Here is an 18,997-nt window from a genome sequence, read left to right as displayed (position 1 = left end):
CGTGCCTGAAAAACGGAGGCGGGGAAAGATGGAATTTAATACATTTTATAACAAGATCCAAACGGATGAAAGCATGATGGAAACGATACAGCATGGAAACAGTGAGTATCCGTTTCAATTGTATTACGACGATCTTGCGTTGTTTGATTTTCATTGTGTAGAATGGCACTGGCATGTGGAGTTTGAGTTTGTTTTTGTACAGGAGGGAACAGCAACCTTCTGGGTTGGCGAAAAGCAGTTTTCACTGGGACAGGGAACGGGCATTTTTATTAACTCAAAGATTTTGCATCGCTATTTTTCTGAAGGCCATGCGATTGTGCCAAATTTCGTTCTGAAACCGACATTTCTCGCTCCGGCAGACAGCCTGATTTACAAAAAATACATTGCACCGATACAGGCGTGTAAGGTGGACTGCATTGTCTTTTGCAGGGAAATAAAATGGCAGGCAGAAGCGCTGGAGCTCATGCAGAAAATTCTCAAAGCGCAGGAATCAGACAAAGACCGGGAACTGGTTACTTTATTTCTGACGCAGGAATTGTGGCACTTGCTTTATTTGCACATGGATTCGGAAGTGCTGCAGAAAAAAAGAGAAAATACGGCATCCTCACAGGGAAGAACACAGCTGATGATGCAATATATTCATCAAAATTTCCGACAGAATCTTACCTTGGAGGATATCGCCGGGCAGGCTATGGTGAGCAAGAGTACGGCATTGAATCTGTTCCGAAGATATCTTCACGATACGCCGGTACATTATCTGGTGAAGTATCGTCTGCAGGAGGCTGCAAAGCTTCTGGCCACGACGGAGAAAAAGATAACTGTAATTTCCGGCGAGACGGGATTTGAAAATATGGATTATTTTTGCAAAGCATTTAAGAAGTATTATGGGAGGACACCAACGGAATACCGAAGAAAAAAACAAATGGATACGGATGACAGAGGATGGATCGTTCAAGATGTAGTGTAAGAGAAAAAGGATATATAGAGCGGAGCGTTGACAAAAAAGACCGCAGAAAGTGGATAAAAGTGCGGTAGACATAAAATAAAATTACATTCTGAAAAAGGAGCGGAATCTGGTGTGGGTTCTGCTCCTTTTTGAATGGAAAATTATGGAATATACGTATTCGGCACAGCCAAAAATTCTTCTACATATTGTTCCAATGCCGCAAGCAGTTCTTCAAGCGGAAAGACCTTCAGATCCTGCGCAGCCTCCGGCGGGACGGAGAGGAAGTGATGGAGGAGGTCAAGTACCTGTTGGACGTTCTCGTACTGAATTTCTGTGATTCCAGGGTTCGTGACGTTAGGATCGAGATCGAGCGGGATGCAATAGCGGTTGACAAGATAGGTATTCATTTGGGTATAGTCCCCGTAATAATACTCCTCCGTGAGATATCTGGAAAATGGAATGAATGTCTGCGATTTTTTGATATAAACCGTTGCAATCTCATCTCTCATATCTGTAATTTCCCCATCCGCATTATAAAATTCCACAATCTGCGGAATAAAATCCTTAAAAAATTTCCGGTCAATATAAAGATGAAAATAATATCCCAGTGCGCTCGAATCTGGCAGAAGTGAACGGTATTTCGCCGTAAACCGCGTAAGGTCCGGGAATACCATCATTTTTTCACGGTAAAGCGGGTCGCGGAAATGGGAGGATTCTTTTTGCTGCGTCGCATCCGGCAGAAGATTTCCGATCAGAAAATCATTTACCGATGAAATCGGATATGGAAAATCCGGATGGGACGGGAGGTGCTTTAACAGCATTTGGGCTGCGGTGAGATGTAAGATAAAACCTGGCATGGGAATGAAGGTGTCCTTTCGTATTTGCTTCTAATCTAAACAAAATGGCAGCGTTTGTCAAATTCTATTTGAGTTACTCTAAATTCTAAAAAAAACATAAACACCGGCAAATTTCTTGACATAGAAATTTGCCGGTGTTATTATTTAACGCACGTAAATAAATAACACTGTTAAGCATTTGCGCAAAAAGGAGGGGGACAACATGAAGGATGCATTTGAAAAACTGTTTCGTGCGATGCACCAGTTTAAAAAACTGAACGTATCAGACCTGATTCCGGGACTCAGCAGCTCCGAATTTTCCATTATGGGTGCGATTTTGCAAATGGGAGAAAACGGAAGAATTACAAGCTCCGAACTGGCAGCAAAGACCAAAACACTTCCGCCGGCTGTATCGCGGACACTGCGCGGACTGGAGGAAAAAGGATATGTAGAGCGGACCGTTGACAAAAAAGACCGCAGAAATACGTATATCAGTCTGACAGAGCAGGGCTGGAAAAAGGGGGAAGAGGTACGGGACAGAATGCAGGATTTTGGCTGTTCTGTGATGTCACAGTTAAAGGAAGAGGATATAGATCAGCTGGTTGCTTATCTGGATCGTATCTATGAGATCGCAGAAAAAGAAATTGAAACCCGAAAACGACAGAATTAGTGTGCCGGCAAGCTGGTACACAAAAAAAGACAGAAAGGGGAAAAAATGAGTAAGATTTTCAAAAACATGCTCCCGTACTGGAAATCAATTCTTGTGATTCTTATGCTGTTATTTGTCCAGGCGTGGTGCGACCTGTCGCTCCCGTCGTACACATCCGACATTATTGATGTGGGCATTCAGAACAGCGGTGTTGAGCATGTTACGCCCAAAAGGATCACAGAGGAAGAATTTCAGACAGCAAAATTCATCATGACGGATGATGAGGCAGACTTGTGGGAAAGCCTTTATACGAAAAAGAACGGCTATTATGAGCGGAACAAAGTTTCCGAAAAAGAGCTTGATGCAGCGGATGAAACGCTGACCGTTGCACTCCTTATGAATTACCAGATGGGTGCGATGGAGGAAACTACCTTCAAACAGCTCATGGCGCAGCAGACCGGTCAGGATGTTTCTGCATTTGAAAACATGACCATAGAGCAGATCGGCGAGATGATGCATGTGGAGCTGAAGAGCTTCCGGCAGGAAAAAGAAGATGAGGATGGAAACAAGGCGGAAGTGACCAGTGTGGATGTCCGTCCGATTTTTGCATCCATGCTCGAGAGTGGACAGATGGAGAAAGATGACGTGCTTTCGATGCGCGACAACATGGAAAAAACGCTCGATACGATGGGAAGCTCGCTGGTAAAATCAATGGGAATTGCCTATGCGGTTTCCGTAGATAAAGCGGCGGGACTTGATATCGACCGGATTCAGAAGTCGTATCTTCTGACGGCTGGCCTTAAGATGGTCGGCATGGCACTTCTGATGGGTGTGGTAACGGTTTTTGTCGGACTGTTTGCATCCCGCGTCGCTGCCGGAATCGGTCGTGATCTGAGAGATCAGGTATTCAAAAAGGTTGTCGGATTTTCCAATGCGGAAATGGATCAATTCTCCACCGCATCTCTGATTACGCGAAGTACAAATGATATCCAGCAGATCCAGATGGTATCGGTGCTGCTGCTGCGCATGATTGCGTATGCGCCGATCCTTGGTATTGGCGGTGTCATTAAGGTGGTAAAAACAGGGGCCGGCATGGGTTGGATTATCGTACTGGCAATTATTGTGATTATCAGCTATGTCATGTTGCTTGTATCCATTACAATGCCAAAATTCAAAAAGATGCAGAAGCTGGTCGATAACATTAACCTGGTTTCCCGTGAGATCCTGACCGGACTTTCCGTCATCCGTGCATTCGGAAGAGAAGATAAAGAAGAAGAGCGTTTTGATACGGCAAACCGGGAGCTGACCGGGACGACACTGTTTACCAACCGTGTCATGACCTTTATGATGCCCGGCATGATGATGATTATGAATGTACTGACCGTAGGAATTGTCTGGTTTGGTGCACACAGAATCGACGAGGGTACGATGCAGGTCGGTGCAATGACAGCGTTCATTACCTATGCCATGATGATTGTTATGTCCTTCCTGATGCTGACGATGATGTCTATCATGCTGCCGCGTGCTGCAGTTGCAGCAGGCCGTATCGACGAGGTTGTCCGGACAGAGCTTTCGATTCAGGATGCCGAAATGCCGGAAAAATTAGACGTACACAATGGCGTTGTCCGCTTTAGCCATGTCAATTTCCGGTATCCGGGAGCAGAAGAGGATGTATTGCATGATATTGATTTCGTGGCGGAGCCGGGAAAAACAACGGCAATTATCGGAAGTACCGGCTGCGGAAAATCAACGCTGGTAAACCTGATTCCGCGTCTCTACGATGTGACGGGCGGACAGATTACCCTGGACGGAAAAGATATCCGAAACATTACCATGAAGGATCTGCGCGACGAGATTGGCTTTGTGCCTCAGAAAGGCGTGCTGTTCTCGGGAACAATCGCATCGAACCTGCGCTTCGGAAAAGAAAATGCAACCGATGCCGAGATCGAAAAAGCAGCCGCGATTGCACAGGCAACAGAGTTTATTGAAGCAAAAGACGATAAATATGACACCGCGATTTCCCAGGGCGGAACGAATGTGTCCGGCGGACAGAAACAGCGTCTGGCGATTGCACGTGCGATTGCCAAGGATCCGAAAATCTTTATTTTCGATGACAGCTTTTCTGCACTTGACCTGAAAACGGATGCGGCGCTTCGAAAAGCACTGGCGGAGAATGTCAAAGACAGCACCGTGATTATCGTGGCACAGCGAATCAGTACAATTCTCCATGCGGAGCAGATTCTGGTGCTCGATGACGGAAAGGTAGTCGGAAAAGGTACACATGAAGAACTGCTGAAGAACTGTAAGGTTTATCAGGAGATTGCAAAATCCCAGCTTTCGGCGAAGGAGCTTGGAATAGAAAGTGAGGTGGCTGACCATGAGTGACAGGAGAAATCAGCAGCCGCGCAAAGGAGGACCGATGGGAGGCATGGGCCGCGGCATGCAGCCGGGCGAAAAGCCGAAGAACCTGAAAAAATCGATCAAACAGCTTGCACAGTATATCGGAAAGTATAAAATTGCGATTTTTGTCGTTATGCTCTGTGCCGCATGTTCGACCGTGTTCAACGTTGCGGGACCGAAGATTCTCGGAAAAGCAACAACGGCATTGTCTGAGGGACTGATGGAAAAAATCAGGGGGACAGGCAGCATTGACTTTACAAAAATCGGAAGAATTCTGTTGTTTACCCTTGGCCTGTATCTGATGAGCGCCCTGTTCAGCTTCATCCAGGGCTGGATTATGACCGGCGTTACCCAGAAGGTATGCTATCGGCTCCGAAAGGAAATCTCGGAGAAAATCAACCGCATGCCGATGAAATATTTTGAGAGCCGCACCTATGGCGAAGTACTCTCCCGCATTACCAACGATGTCGACACACTGGGTCAGGGACTGAACCAGAGCATTACCACAATTATCACATCCGTGGCAACGCTGGTCGGCGTTCTGATCATGATGCTGAGTATCTCCCCGCTGATGACACTGATCGCACTTGTGATCCTGCCGATTTCTATGGGGCTGATCGGACTGGTGACGAAAAAATCCCAGAAATTCTTCCGTGACCAGCAGGAATATCTGGGTCATATCAATGGACAGGTTGAGGAGGTTTACGGCGGACATCTTGTAATTAAGGCATTTAACCGTGAAAAGGATACCATTGAGGAGTTCGAGAAAACCAACAGCATTCTCTATGATTCCGCATGGAAATCGCAGTTTTTATCCGGCATGATGCAGCCGATTATGATGTTTGTCGGGAATTTGGGCTACGCCTGTGTGGCGCTGACCGGAGGTCTGCTGGCAATCCGAAACGTGGTTACAATTGGTGATATCCAGGCATTCATCCAGTATGTGAAAAACTTTACCCAGCCGATCCAGCAGATTGCGCAGGTCATCAACATGGTACAGTCGATGTCGGCGGCATCCGAGCGTGTCTTTGAATTCCTGAACGAGGAAGAGGAGGACCAGATTGTCGAGAATCCGGCAGCAATCGAGACTGTGACAGGAGAAGTCACCTTCGACCACGTACATTTCGGCTACAACCCGGAGCAGATCATCATCAACGATTTCAGCGCCAAAGTAAAACCGGGCCAGAAAATCGCCATTGTCGGTCCGACCGGAGCCGGAAAGACGACGATGGTCAAACTGCTGATGCGCTTCTACGATGTCAACAGCGGAGCCATTCTGCTGAACGACCACAACATCAAAGACTTCAACCGCAGAGAGCTGCGCGATGCCTTTGGTATGGTTCTGCAGGATACGTGGCTGTTCAAGGGCAGTATCATGGAAAACATCCGCTACGGCCGGCTCGATGCGACAGATGAGGAAGTCATCGCAGCAGCAAAAGCCGCAAGAGCCCACCACTTCATCCAGACCCTGCCGGGCGGCTATCAGATGGAACTGAATGAAGATGCCAGCAATGTGTCGCAGGGACAGAAACAGCTGCTGACGATTGCAAGAGCCATTCTTGCTGATAATAAGATCCTGATCCTCGATGAGGCAACCTCATCTGTCGATACGAGAACCGAAATCGAGATCCAGAAGGCAATGGATAACCTGATGAAGGGCAGAACGAGCTTTGTCATCGCCCACCGGCTGTCCACCATCCGCGATGCGGATCTGATTCTCGTCATGAAAGACGGAGACATCATCGAGCAGGGCAATCACGAAGAACTGCTCGCGGCAAATGGGTTCTATGCAAATCTTTACAATTCGCAGTTTGAGGATGTGGTGGCGTAAGAGCAGTGGTCCCTACTGTGAGTGGGAATTACAATTCAAAGAAGCAATTCATTTCAGCACCTGCGTCAGTAAAATGATGCAGGTGCTGTTTTGCTTTACGGTTTATCCCAGATACTGCGTCTTGTCCCAGATTGCTTGAGAGAAAAGGAAAAATCTGATATGCTGTTGAGAAATAGAATCTGCAGAAATATGGGGAGATTACGATGCATTTGATTTTATGTGATGACGATAACGTCTTTTTAGATAAACTGGAAACCAGGATCCGCGGTCTGTGTCAGAAGCATGGGATTGCGGTGGAGATGGAACGGTATGATTCTTCGAAGAAGATGCTGGAGGGGCTGAAGGATCTGGATACGGTTCCTGTTTTTTTGATTGATATTGATATGCCGGAAGTGAATGGATTTGAGGTTGCATCCTTTTTGAAAAAATGGAACCGGGAGTGCTGTATCGGGTTTGTGTCGAATAAGGATGAGCTGGTGTTTCAGGCATTTGCGTATCATCCGTTCTTTTTTATCCGCAAAACGCATCTGGATGAGGAGCTGGAGCCACAGCTTTTGGAGCTGCAGAAGAAAATGGGGGTGAAAGTGCCCAAAATAGAGCTGCAGACCGGGAGGCAGACGGTGGAGGTTGCGCTCGATACGATCTGGTTTGTGGAGAGTGAGAAAAATTATCTGCTGTTTTACCGGGAGAAAGATGAGCGGGGCGATGCTATCCGGGCGAGGATGAAAATTGCGGAGGCAGAAAAAGAGCTGGAACCGCATGGATTTGTGAGGACACACAAAGGGTATCTGGTCAACATAAATTATGTGTACCGGCTGCGGGAAAATGAGATTCTCTTGCTGAATGGGAAACATGTTCCGGTCAGCAGAAGTTATCTGAACCAGGTACGGATGAAAATTATGGGGGCGGTGATGGGATGAGTGCGACATTCTGGAAAGTTTTTGAACTTACGATTTCTGTTTTGGAAAATATGCTTCTGTTGGGATTCTGCATGGATTTCATGCAGCAGCGGCCGAAAGGAAAACGGGGGAAAATGCTGTGGCTGCTCGCGGTACTGGTCGGAATGATTTTTCCGGCGCTGGAGAAGTATCCGGAGATTTATGACCGGTGGGAATTATGGCTTACATTGCTCTGGCTGGTGGGGTATCTGGCAGTGAGTACGCGGGGCAGTATTCTTCGAAAAATCATTGCTGCAGTAGTTGCGAGGGAATTAACGACGTTTGTGAATACCGCAGTTCTTTTTGGATGCAGTTTGCTTCTGCAAGAGAGTGTAGCATCTTTTATTCAACAACAGGATATCGCGAGAATTGCTACTGTTCTTTTGACAAAAATCTTATATTTTTTTGTGGGCAAAATTTTAAACGGCCTTCTTTTTGAAAGAAAAAATCTGGTGAGCTGGCAGTGGATTGTTATAGGATGCAGTCTTGTATTCTCAACCGTTGCGGGAAAGACATTGATTACCTTGTCCAGAGATTTTCCGGGAATCCAGATGCAGGAACAGAAATTAATGCTGCTGTGCGTGGCCTGTATCTGGCTGACCTGTCTGATTATGTATTTTATAGTACAGCAGATGAGCAAAGACAATCAGACCAAACTGGAATACGAGCTGATGAAGGAAAAAGAAAAGTATTCCAAAGAGAGCATGGAAATCATCAAACGAGGCAACGAAGAACTGCGGGAGTTTAAACACGATCTGAAAAATTATCTCCTCCCGATGCAGGAGATGGCAGAAAAGATGCCGCAGTCCGAAATGGCAGATGCCTGGGAAAAGATTTACCAGAAGATGGAAAATGTGCAGACGCTGATTCAGACCGGAAACAGTTATGTGGATTCGATGATCAACACGAAAATTTCTCTTGCGCGGAGCGAAAAAACAGATGTGAAATGTACGATACTGAGCAGAATGGATGGCGTTGACGGCCTGGAATTCTGTTCGGTCTTTGGGAATCTGATGGACAATGCGATCGAGGCAGAGAGAAGCATTGCGGATGGAAAAAAGATTGAGATTCTGATCGACGAAAAGATGGGCTATCTCCGGCTGCTGGTGCAGAATAAAATCGACAGATCCGTTTTGAAAGAAAATCCGGAGCTGCGGACGACGAAGAAAACGGAAGGTGTGCATGGAATCGGCCATAAGAGTGTCGAGCGGACGATGCAGAAGATGGGCGGAGCTGTGAAATATTATGAAAAAGACGGAATGTTCTGTGCGGAGACAGTCTTCCCTGTGAAATAAAAAGTAAGAAAGACTTTGTGTGGATGGAAAAAGCGAAACGCTGATCCGGAGACCAAAGTCTTTTTTGCATTTTATCCCAGATAGCGCATCTTGTCCCAGCTCTGTTGTCGGAGAAGAGAAATTTCGATATGCTCAAAACAGTTACCGGAAAAGAAAACAGTAGAAAGGGGTACTGTATGAAAAAACGAGTATGGGGAATTGTCATGGCAGGATTGCTGCTGATGGGATGCCAGAACATGGGAAATGAGCAGATACAGACAACACAGGCGCAGTCAACGCAGACACAACCGGATCAGAGCGATTTCGGTGAGGAGCAGGAGAACGGACAGCAGTTAAAAAATGGAGATCACATCAGTCTTTCCCTTGGCAGCCAGGTATCCATCGACGCAGTAGTCGAAATGTCGGATAAAAACTGGAATGGGATCGAAAAATGCACGGCAAAAATGGATGGCTTTCAGGGGGAGAAGATATTTGAGGAATTGTTTGGAAAGATTCCTGAGGATGGTGTGAAAAAAGAAGAAGGATATGAAGGGACTCCTGCATTTAACTATTTCTATGAAGGAACGCTGGGTGAAAAACTGCGGAATCAGAATGGAACGATACGCGTCAGCAGTGGGCTGGACCTGGAAACAGAAGAAGGAAAAAAGATTTATTCCAATCTGCCGGTTGAGTATATTTCCGCAGGCAACGGCGAGGGAATTATGATTTATGGAGGGGAGCAGGAGGTCACGCTGGAAAACGAAGAAGATCTGATTGCACAGTGCCAGCAGTTCATCGAACAGGTCGGTGGCTGGGAGCAGGCTTCCCTGACGGATGCGTATGGATTTTCCTGCGAGCAGATGGAACAGCAGCAGGAAGCATCGATACAGGCAGAGGAAAACGGGGAACTTTTGAAACCACAGGAGATAGAAGAGTATGAATGGTCCGAAGCAGACAACTGCAAACTCCTGTTTTTCCAGAGCTATCTGAATGGAATTCCGGTGCTGTGCAATGAAGTGAACCGGCAGGATGAGCTTTTTATTCCAGCCACCAAAATACGGGCAGTTATAACAAAAGAGGGCATCGAGTATCTTTCCGCAGACGGTCATTTTGCCGTTCAGGGGAAAGAAACCATTTCGCCTGCCGGGAAAGATACCGTGATGGAAACACTGAAAAATAAGTTTGATCTCACAAGTGCAGATCCCGTGACACTCGACCGGATGAAGCTGATCTACTATCCCGTCACGACGGGAAGAGATGAGGACGGTTTTCTGACATGCGATATGATTCCGGCATGGCAGTTCCGGTATGTGGTGGAGGACATCTCCATGTATGTTTATATCAACGCAGCCGACGGCAGCGAAATTGTGGGGTGATGAAAAGAAGATGACATTTTTTCAAATGATGAAAATGGATTTCAGGCGCATGTTTCTGTCCGGAAAATTTTATTTTGCCATGGCGGGGACCATGTTCGTGACTCTGCTGAACATCAGCCAGGAGGCGGCACATGCGTGGAACGATACTTCTCTGTGGTATCTGGTAAAAAGCAGCCACGGACTGGGCGCATTTTTCGGGGTGTTTTCGGTTCTGGCAGTGCTGCCGTTTGCCTTGAGCTACTGGGAGGACAGACGAAATCACTATCTCTGTTTCGTGGAAACGCGGGCGGGAAAAACGGCGTACTGCTGGTCGCATCTTTGTGTCACGTTTCTGGGAGCATTCCTCTGCATTTTCCTTGGCATGACGGCGGCCTACAGTCTTCTGCTGCTGAAAATGCCGATGCTTCGGGCGAGTGATGCGGAATCCTTATTGTATGAAATAGAAATGGGAGACGGCAAAGGGGATTATTTGATTCTGAGCAGAACCTTTCCGCAGATGTATTTTATCGCAAGTATTGCAGCCGATGCGGCCAGATATGCGTTCCTTGCTGTGACAGTGTTTGCAGCCTCCGGAAAAATAAAGAATCTGTTCGTGCTGGCGAGTCTGCCGATTCTGCTGGAATACGTATCGCTGATCCTTGCGGATTCCCTTGGACTGCCGCGGTGGATGCGGTGGTACGCCTTTAACGGAACCAGAATTGACACTCTGTCCGATTTTTTGGGGATTTCCGGCTATTTTCTGATCCTGGCATTTCTGATCGGTGTGGTCTTTTGGCTACTCATGCGAAGGAGGGAACTCGATGGATAACATACGAAAGATACACCATGTCTGCCAGATCCGGCTGAGAAAAACATTTACAACGCTGCGGTTTTACGTTGCCCTTCTGTGGGTACTGCTGGAGTTTCAGGGGACAGCTTCCGGGATCCGCGCATTCTGCAAAACTTCGGGAATCGATGTGACATTCTGGATTCTGCCGTTTCTGACGCACCGCTGTTTTGCGCAGGTTATGATTGCGCTCGGTGCATTGCTGCTTTTCTGTGACGCACCGTTTCTGAAACCGGACAGCAGTTTTCAGATTCTGCGCGCCGGGCGGAAAAACTGGTTCTGGGGAAATGTTCTGTATCTCTGGATTCTTTCGCTGATTTACACGGTGTGCCTTGCCATTCTCCCGGTACTGCTGGTGTTTCCTTATGTCGGATGGGAAAATGGCTGGGGAAAAGTGCTCGGTCTTCTGACAACGGATGCGGCGTACAGTGTTGAGATGGAAGCGCTGAATGGTCTGATTCTTTCCCGATTTTCGGTTCCGCAGGCGATGGTGCTTACCATGCTTGCAATCTGGATTTTGACGGTGATGATTGGAATGGCGGTGTATGCGGGAAATTTTCTGATGAGACGGGGATTTGGAGTAGTCATCGGCTGCGGCATCGCACTTACGGCGCTTCTGTTGAGTAAATTTTCCAACATCACAATCGGCTATTACTGCGCGCCGCCGCTTTGGATGAATATTGCAAGCTACAAGTGGCAGGGGTATGGAAACGGGCCGTCGATAGTGTATGTTTACAGTGTCTTTGCGGCTGTCATCGGCGCATGTACGATCCTTTCGTATCTTGGAATTCGGAAGAAGGATCTGAATTTTGTGGAGGAAATTTAAGGCGATGGAAGAAAAGATCAGAATAGAAAACGTGACAAAAAAGTTCGGCAGCTATGCGGCGCTGGATGGGATCAGTCTGAATTTTGAGAAGGGGAAGATTCACGGAATCATCGGAAGAAACGGAAGCGGCAAGACGGTTCTGTTCAAATGCATCTGCGGATTTCTGCGGGTGGACGGCGGTGCGGTTTTGGTGGATGAAAAACAGATCGGAAAAGAAATCGAAGCGCCGGAGAGCATTGGCGCTATCATCGAAACACCGGGCTTCCTTCCGGGATACAGCGCAAGGCAGAATCTGCAGTTTCTTGCCGGTATCCGCAGGAAAATCGGAAAGAAAGAGATCGACGAAGCCATCCGAAAAGTCGGCCTGGACCCGGAGGCGAAAAAGCACGTCGGCAAATATTCCCTCGGCATGCGCCAGCGCCTCGGCATTGCACAGGCGATCATGGAAGATCCGTCCCTTCTGATCCTGGACGAGCCCATGAACGGCCTCGACAACCAGGGCGTGCAGGAGATGCGGCAGCTGTTTTTGAAACTGAAAGACGAAGGAAAAACCATCCTTCTGGCCAGCCATAACCGGGAAGACATCGCAGCCTTGTGCGATACAACGGTGGAGATTGACAGAGGGAAGATTGTAGAATAGCGGAAGAAGATAAAGCAAAAAAATCGCCTGCCATGCATAAAGTATGGACAGGCGATTTTCTTTGCCAGGCGATAATTTGAGAAATGCGCAGAACGTGTTTCTCATAGTTCGGAAAGGAGTTTTTATTTCCTGAAAAACGGAAAATGTGCAGAAATGCTAAAAAGTCGCTCTGAAAATGTGTAAAAAGGGAGAAAAGTCGCTCATTTTTTGTGAATCCAGTTGTTTTCCAGTGAATGAGAGGATATAATAAAAATACAGAGAAGACGAAAATCTGGAAAAGGAGGAAAAGATGGTTTATTTAAAACGAAAAATTGATGCATTTCTGACAGAATGGAAAAACAATCCAGACAGAAAACCATTGATTGTAAAGGGCCCGCGCCAGGTTGGAAAAACAGAATCGATTCAGCGGTTTGGAAGCAGGAATTATCAGAGTGTGATTTATATTAATTTTGTAGAAGAACCGAAATACAAGATGATTACGACAGATGGATATAAAGCGGAAAATATTGTAAAAAACATTTCACGAATGGATCCGTCGAAACGGTTTCTGGAAGGAAACACATTAATCTTTTTTGATGAACTGCAGGAATTTCCCGATATTGCCACAGCACTGAAATTTTTTAAGATAGACGGCAGGTTCGATGTGATCTGCAGTGGATCGATGCTGGGAATCAATTATCGGAAAATTGAAAGCAACAGCGTGGGATATAAATCGGATTATGAAATGTTTTCTATGGATTTTGAAGAATTTTTATGGGCCAAAGGTTACGATGACGGTTTTGTGGAAGAGATGCTGGAACACATGCAAAATCTGACTCCGTTTAATGAGGTGGAAATGGCAGTATGCAGCGAACTTTTTCTTGATTACTGCATTTTGGGCGGAATGCCGGCTGTGGTGCGGGAGTTTATAGAAAAAGGAAATTTTGAGGGATCGCTGGAGGTACAGAGACAGCTGATTGCCGATTATAAAGAAGATATTCGTAAGTACGCAGAAGGAATGGATCAAACCAGAATATTGAATGTGTTCAATCATATTCCGGTTCAGCTTGCCAAAGATAATAAAAAATTTCAGATTTCCAAAGTGGCATCCGGAGCGCGTTTCCGCGATTACCGGGGCTGCATCGAATGGCTGAATGATGCGGGAATGGTCAATATTTGTTACTGCATGAATTTTCCGGAACTGCCGCTGAAAGGAAATTATGATGAGAAAAAATATAAACTCTATTTTGCAGACAGCGGCTTACTTGTTGCAATGCTTGATGAAGAAGCACAGGAAGATTTGAGGAGCAACAAAAATCTTGGGGTTTATAAAGGGGCACTTTATGAGAATGTTGTCGGAGAAGCACTGGTCAAAGCAGGATATGGGCTTTATTACTACAAACGGGATGATTCTTCACTGGAACAGGATTTTTTTGTGAGAACAGCAGATGAATTGATTCCAGTCGAAGTAAAAGCAAAAAATGGAATGGCAAAGTCGATGCGGACGTTGATCAGCGGTAAAAAATATGCGGATATTCACTGCGGCATCAAGTTTACGGGAAGTAATATTGGGTATGGTGAGGATATTTATACCTTTCCATATTTTTGCGCCTTTCTGTTAAAGAGATATTTAGCAGGATTCCATAGATGAGAAAAGTGAGCTAAGATAAGCAGGAGTATTAAGAAAGTGAGGACAAAAAACATGGCAGACAGACACACAACCGAAAAACTGCTGGAGGGCGAGCGCCTTTCCGGAAAAGTAACATTATTTGCGAAAGTAACGATTTTACCGGGCGACGAGCTTCCGTATCATGAGCATCACGGAGAGACAGAAACGTACCACATCTTATCCGGCGAGGGAATGTATCAGGATAATGACAAGACCTATCCAGTACAGGCTGGTATGACGACGTTCTGCGAGGACGGCAGCGGCCATGCGATTTCCTGCCTTGGGGAAGAGCCGCTGGTCTTTCTGGCGATGATTCAGAAAAAAGCAGAATAAGCAGGTACGGATATGAGCAGAAAGAAAAAGCCCAGAATGGAATACCGCTATTACGAAGTGCCGGAAAAATGCCCGGTGCTGGTGCTGCAGGGAGAAAAATGGGTGCAGAATTATGGGTACCAGATTGATTATCTGCATTTTCATAACCTGATGGAGATCGGTTTCTGTTATTACGGTGAGGGAACGATTGTTTTGGAAGAAAAAGAAATACCGTACGACGGGGGGGCATTTACGGTAGTACCAAAGAATTTTCCGCATACCACGAATTCGAAGGAAAACAGCCTGTGCTCCTGGGCATGGCTGTTTATTGATGTGGAGGGCTTTATCATGGCGCTGTACAAGGACAATCCGCGTATGGCACAGAAGCTGATTTCACGCATTAACCAGAGGGCTCATTTCTCAAAAAAGGAAGACAGGCCTGCGGTAGCGGAGCTGATCAAGCTGATTCTCAAATGTATGGAGGAAAAAGAAGAATTTTATCTGGAAGAAGTGAAAGGACTGACACGGGCACTCCTGATGCAGATTGCCAGGTGGAATGAGAAAGACGAGGAGCAGGAAAGAAACTCCATCGTGGATGATGCGAGCGTTACCTTAATTCTGCCTGCCCTGGATTATATCGGGGAAAATTTTCAGGAGAGTATCCGGATTGAGGAGCTTGCAGAGGTATGCCATATCAGTGAGACACACCTGCGCCGCATTTTTCAGGAATCGATGCGGATGCCGCCGGTGGAGTATATCAACTGGGTCCGGATCCGGGCGGCGTGCAAAGAGCTGCGAAAGACAAATGCCTCCGTAAATGACATTGCACTGCACTGCGGATTCACCACAATGTCTACATTTAACCGTAATTTTCGAAAGATTCTCGGCGTTTCTCCGCAGCAGTGGCGGAGCGCACCGGAACACTATGAACGGAATTTGTTGAAATTTGACATAAAAACGCAGGAGGGATGGTAATATCCGTTGAAATAACGATAGATGGTTGAAAGTGCACATGAAAGAGTCGAATATGCGCACAAGTGACGGAAAAATGTTGTTATAATTTGTACATGTTGAGGGGATAAAAACCTGAAAAGTGTACAAAACAACCAAAAGGATTTCTGCGCGAAAGATGCAGAAGTTCTGGTTGTAAAATAACATCTTAAGGAGGATGTGCAATATGAAAAGAAAAATTGTATCAATCGTAATGGCATCAGCAATGGTATTTGGACTGGCAGCATGCGGTTCCAGCGGCGGAACAACAACAAGCTCCAGCAATGGCGGAAACGATGCAGCAGCAAGTGATACCAGTGCAAAATCAGAGAGCAGCGACGTAGTAGAGGGCGGCTCTGATGACGACAACACCTTAACCGTATGGACCTGGGACCCGAACTTCAACGTTTATGCGATCAAGAAAGCAGCTGAAATTTATGCACAGGATCACGAAGGATTCAAAGTAGAAGTCAGCGAAGTACAGTCCGACGACATTGAAACCCGTCTGACCACAGCAGTTTCCGCAGGAGACTTAAGCACTCTGCCGGATATCTTCCTGATGCAGGATAACTCCTTCCAGAAATATGCAACCAACTATCCGGACATCTTCACCGATCTGACCGATTCCGGAATTGATTTTGGCGAATTCTCATCCGCAAAAGTTGCTTACTCTACTCTGGATGGAAAGAACTACGGAATTCCGTTCGACAATGGTGCCGTTATCGAGTGCCTGCGTACTGATATGCTGGAGCAGGCAGGCTTCACCGTAGATGATTTCACAGATATCACCTGGAATGACTTTATGGAGAAAGCAAAAGTTGTCAAAGAGAAAACAGGCCAGCCGATCCTGACATCTCAGGCCGGATCTCCGGACCTTGTTATGGAAATGCTGCAGTCCTGCGGTGAGTCCCTCTTCAATGAAGATGGATCTGTCAACATCGTAGACAACAAAGCACTGAAACCAATCCTTGAGATTTACAGCCAGATGGTAAAAGATGGCACTCTTGTAGAGGTTACTGACTGGGATCAGTACATTGCATCCATCAACAACGGAACCACAGCAGGCGTTATCAACGGATGCTGGATCATGGCTTCCATCACAGCAAACGATGATCAGTCCGGCAAATGGGCAATCACCAACATGCCGAAACTGGACGGCGTTGACGGAGCAACCAACTACTCCAACAACGGTGGTTCTTCCTGGGCAATTTCTTCCAACTGCAAAAAACAGGATCTTGCTATTGACTTTATGAAATCTACCTTCGCAGGCAGCACCGCTCTTTACGATGACATCATCGCAAAAGGCGCTCTGGCAACCTGGGCACCGGCAGGAGATTCCGAAGCATACGCACAGCCAGTTGCATTCTTCAGCGATGACCCGGTTTACGCAAAGATCGTTGATTTCGCAACCAAGACTCCATCCAACATCACCGGAGCATTCTACTACGATGCACGTGATGCTGTCGGAACCGCACTTTCCAATATCATCCAGACAGGAGCAGATATGGACAGCGAACTTCAGACCGCACAGGAAACTGTAGAGTTCAACATGGGTGGCTGATCAAATCCCATACATAAAAAAGTAGGACGATAAGAAACGGGTCTGCTTCCTGGACAGACAGAAGCAGGCCCGTTCTGTATCTATGAGGTGTGTGTTTGAAAAATGATTTCTGCAGGATAACATGAAATGTTGTCTGCAAAAAGATTTTTTCAAACACATGCCGGAGTAAAAAGAAAGGAAGATTCCATGAGCAGTCAGAAGAAAAAAGGAATGAACTTGGAAAGAAAACAGAATCTTACCGGATGGGTTTTCCTGATGCCGGCAACGATCCTGATCGCATGGATGAGCTTTTATCCGATGATTCAGGCATTCATCCTGTCTTTGCAGACAGGTATGGGCATCAACCTGAAATTTAACGGATTTGCAAACTATGCCCGTATTTTAAAAGACCCGACCTTTAAACAGACCTTAAGCAACACCTTCTTCTACCTGATTATTCAGGTACCGATCATGCTGATCCTCGGCCTGATGTTTGCTTCCATGCTGAACAACAAAGATCTGCGTTTCAAGGGACTGTTCCGTACCTGCATTTTCCTGCCGTGCGCAACATCTCTCGTATCTTACGCGATGATTTTCCGTTCCCTGTTCGCAAACGACGGTTTTATCAACACCGTTCTCCGCGGCCTCGGCATGAATCCGATCATGTGGTTCTCCAATGCGTGGACAGCCCGTGCGGTTATCATCATCGCCCTGATCTGGAGATGGACGGGATACAACATGGTATTCTATCTCTCCGGTATGCAGAACATTGAATATTCAATCTATGAAGCAGCCAAAATCGACGGCGCAAGCCCGCTGCAGACCTTCTTCAAGATCACCGTTCCGCTGTTGAAGCCGATGATCCTGCTGACTACGATTACCTCTACCAACGGTACCCTGCAGCTGTTCGATGAGTCCCTGAACCTGACTAACGGAGGTCCTGGAAAATCGACCATGACCATGTCTCATTATATTTACAATATGTCCTTTGTACAGAGCCCGAACTTTGGCTATGCGGCAGCAATGTCCATCCTGATCCTGATCATGGTAGCCATTCTGGCACTGCTTCAGATGAAAGTAGGTGACGAGCGATAATGGGAAAAGCAAAGAAATTTTTCATGTATCTGATTTTAAGCATAGCATCGATCCTTTCCGTTTTTCCGCTGTACTATATGTTCTGTGCATCCACAAACAGAAGTATTGATGTCATTGCCGGAAAATTGATTCCGGGTACGTATCTGGTTGAAAACTTTAAAGCGCTGATCGCGCAGCAGAACCTGCGTCTTGCACTTTGGAACTCCTTCCGCAATGCGACGATTCTGACCATTCTCTGTCTTCTGGTCTGCTCGATCGCCGGTTATGGATTTGAGATCTATCATGATAAAGCAAAAGATGCGGTCTTCACCGTACTTCTGACTGCGATGATGATTCCTTTCGCAGCCATCATGATCCCAATGTTCCGCATGTTTTCCCAGCTGAAAATGGTCAACACGATGGCAGCTTTCATGCTTCCTTCGATTTCAACACCGTTCATGATCATGATGTTCCGCCAGGCTTCCCGTTCCTTCCCGCACGATATCATCGAAGCGGCAAGACTCGATGGCTTAAGCGAGACAGGAATTTTCTTCCGCATGTATATGCCGACCATGAAATCGACGTATGCGGCAGCAACGATCATCACCTTTATGAACGCATGGAACAACTACCTGTGGCCGAAGGTTATCTTACAGAACAATGAATCCATCACCATGCCGATGCTGGTAGCGAACCTGCTCGGCGGCTACACTGTAGATTACGGTGTGCTGATGCTCGGCGTATTTATCTGTACGATCCCGACAGCAATCATTTTCTTCTGCTTCCAGAAGAGCTTCACAGAAGGTATCACAGGTGCCGTAAAATAAGAAAAAGAATCGAACAGAAAAGGTGGATATTTGGATGAATATCCACCTTTTTTTCAAAAGAGCA

At 46.5% G+C, this 18,997-nt stretch carries 17 protein-coding genes; 16 read left to right on the top strand and 1 reads right to left on the bottom strand.

Features of this window, described 5'->3' with window-relative positions:
* Nucleotides 1-28 precede the first annotated feature (28 nt).
* Nucleotides 29-967 (top strand): AraC family transcriptional regulator, encoded by a 939-nt coding sequence (locus ACY2VW_RS04325; protein WP_461877183.1) that lies wholly within the window; start codon nt 29-31, stop codon nt 965-967.
* Nucleotides 968-1,107: 140 nt separating this feature from the next.
* Here ACY2VW_RS04325 and ACY2VW_RS04320 read toward each other — a convergent pair whose 3' ends face one another.
* The gene (locus tag ACY2VW_RS04320; protein WP_461877182.1) at nt 1,108-1,803 is read right to left on the bottom strand and encodes a hypothetical protein; all 696 of its coding nucleotides are present in this window, start codon (nt 1,801-1,803) and stop codon (nt 1,108-1,110) included.
* A 202-nt stretch (nt 1,804-2,005) separates the two neighbouring features.
* On the opposite strand from ACY2VW_RS04320, the gene ACY2VW_RS04315 reads away from it, so the two are divergent.
* From ACY2VW_RS04315 to ACY2VW_RS04245, 15 genes are all read left to right on the top strand, one after another.
* The gene (locus ACY2VW_RS04315) at nt 2,006-2,452 is read left to right on the top strand and encodes a MarR family winged helix-turn-helix transcriptional regulator (RefSeq protein WP_461877181.1); all 447 of its coding nucleotides are present in this window, start codon (nt 2,006-2,008) and stop codon (nt 2,450-2,452) included.
* Nucleotides 2,453-2,497: 45 nt separating this feature from the next.
* Nucleotides 2,498-4,816, top strand: coding sequence for an ABC transporter ATP-binding protein (locus ACY2VW_RS04310; protein ID WP_461877180.1), 2,319 nt, complete (start codon nt 2,498-2,500; stop codon nt 4,814-4,816).
* Complete coding sequence (locus tag ACY2VW_RS04305) at nt 4,809-6,662, top strand: ABC transporter ATP-binding protein (RefSeq protein ID WP_461877179.1); 1,854 nt, start codon at nt 4,809-4,811, stop codon at nt 6,660-6,662. The genes ACY2VW_RS04310 and ACY2VW_RS04305 overlap by 8 nt, the downstream gene beginning before the upstream one ends.
* 203 nt (nt 6,663-6,865) lie before the next feature.
* Nucleotides 6,866-7,582, top strand: coding sequence for a LytR/AlgR family response regulator transcription factor (locus tag ACY2VW_RS04300; protein ID WP_461877178.1), 717 nt, complete (start codon nt 6,866-6,868; stop codon nt 7,580-7,582).
* Nucleotides 7,579-8,895 carry a sensor histidine kinase gene (locus ACY2VW_RS04295; protein WP_461877177.1) on the top strand — a complete coding sequence of 439 codons (1,317 nt, stop codon included), beginning with the start codon at nt 7,579-7,581 and terminating at the stop codon, nt 8,893-8,895. The genes ACY2VW_RS04300 and ACY2VW_RS04295 overlap by 4 nt, the downstream gene beginning before the upstream one ends.
* Before the next feature lie 176 nt (nt 8,896-9,071).
* A complete protein-coding gene (locus ACY2VW_RS04290; RefSeq protein WP_461877176.1) occupies nt 9,072-10,250 on the top strand; it encodes a hypothetical protein in 1,179 nt (392 codons plus the stop codon).
* Entirely contained in the window at nt 10,207-11,058 is an 852-nt protein-coding gene (locus ACY2VW_RS04285; RefSeq protein WP_461877175.1) for a hypothetical protein, read from the top strand. Before ACY2VW_RS04290 ends, ACY2VW_RS04285 begins: the two co-directional genes overlap by 44 nt.
* Complete coding sequence (locus ACY2VW_RS04280; protein WP_461877174.1) at nt 11,051-11,902, top strand: hypothetical protein; 852 nt, start codon at nt 11,051-11,053, stop codon at nt 11,900-11,902. The genes ACY2VW_RS04285 and ACY2VW_RS04280 overlap by 8 nt, the downstream gene beginning before the upstream one ends.
* Nucleotides 11,903-11,906: 4 nt before the next feature.
* On the top strand, nt 11,907-12,542 hold the full coding sequence (locus ACY2VW_RS04275; RefSeq protein ID WP_461877173.1) for an ABC transporter ATP-binding protein: 636 nt from the start codon (nt 11,907-11,909) through the stop codon (nt 12,540-12,542).
* A 289-nt stretch (nt 12,543-12,831) separates the two neighbouring features.
* Complete coding sequence (locus ACY2VW_RS04270) at nt 12,832-14,172, top strand: ATP-binding protein (protein WP_461877172.1); 1,341 nt, start codon at nt 12,832-12,834, stop codon at nt 14,170-14,172.
* A gap of 51 nt (nt 14,173-14,223) precedes the next feature.
* A complete protein-coding gene (locus tag ACY2VW_RS04265; RefSeq protein WP_461877171.1) occupies nt 14,224-14,523 on the top strand; it encodes a cupin domain-containing protein in 300 nt (99 codons plus the stop codon).
* 12 nt (nt 14,524-14,535) lie between these two features.
* Entirely contained in the window at nt 14,536-15,477 is a 942-nt protein-coding gene (locus ACY2VW_RS04260; protein WP_461872954.1) for a helix-turn-helix domain-containing protein, read from the top strand.
* A gap of 202 nt (nt 15,478-15,679) precedes the next feature.
* A complete protein-coding gene (locus tag ACY2VW_RS04255; protein ID WP_461872953.1) occupies nt 15,680-17,053 on the top strand; it encodes an ABC transporter substrate-binding protein in 1,374 nt (457 codons plus the stop codon).
* A 210-nt stretch (nt 17,054-17,263) separates the two neighbouring features.
* A complete protein-coding gene (locus tag ACY2VW_RS04250; RefSeq protein ID WP_461877170.1) occupies nt 17,264-18,127 on the top strand; it encodes a carbohydrate ABC transporter permease in 864 nt (287 codons plus the stop codon).
* A complete protein-coding gene (locus ACY2VW_RS04245; RefSeq protein WP_461877169.1) occupies nt 18,127-18,933 on the top strand; it encodes a carbohydrate ABC transporter permease in 807 nt (268 codons plus the stop codon). Before ACY2VW_RS04250 ends, ACY2VW_RS04245 begins: the two co-directional genes overlap by 1 nt.
* Nucleotides 18,934-18,997: the final 64 nt, after the last annotated feature.

The sequence above is a fragment of the Fusicatenibacter sp. genome (assembly GCF_977045365.1).
This window is presented reverse-complemented; position numbering and strand designations above follow the sequence as displayed.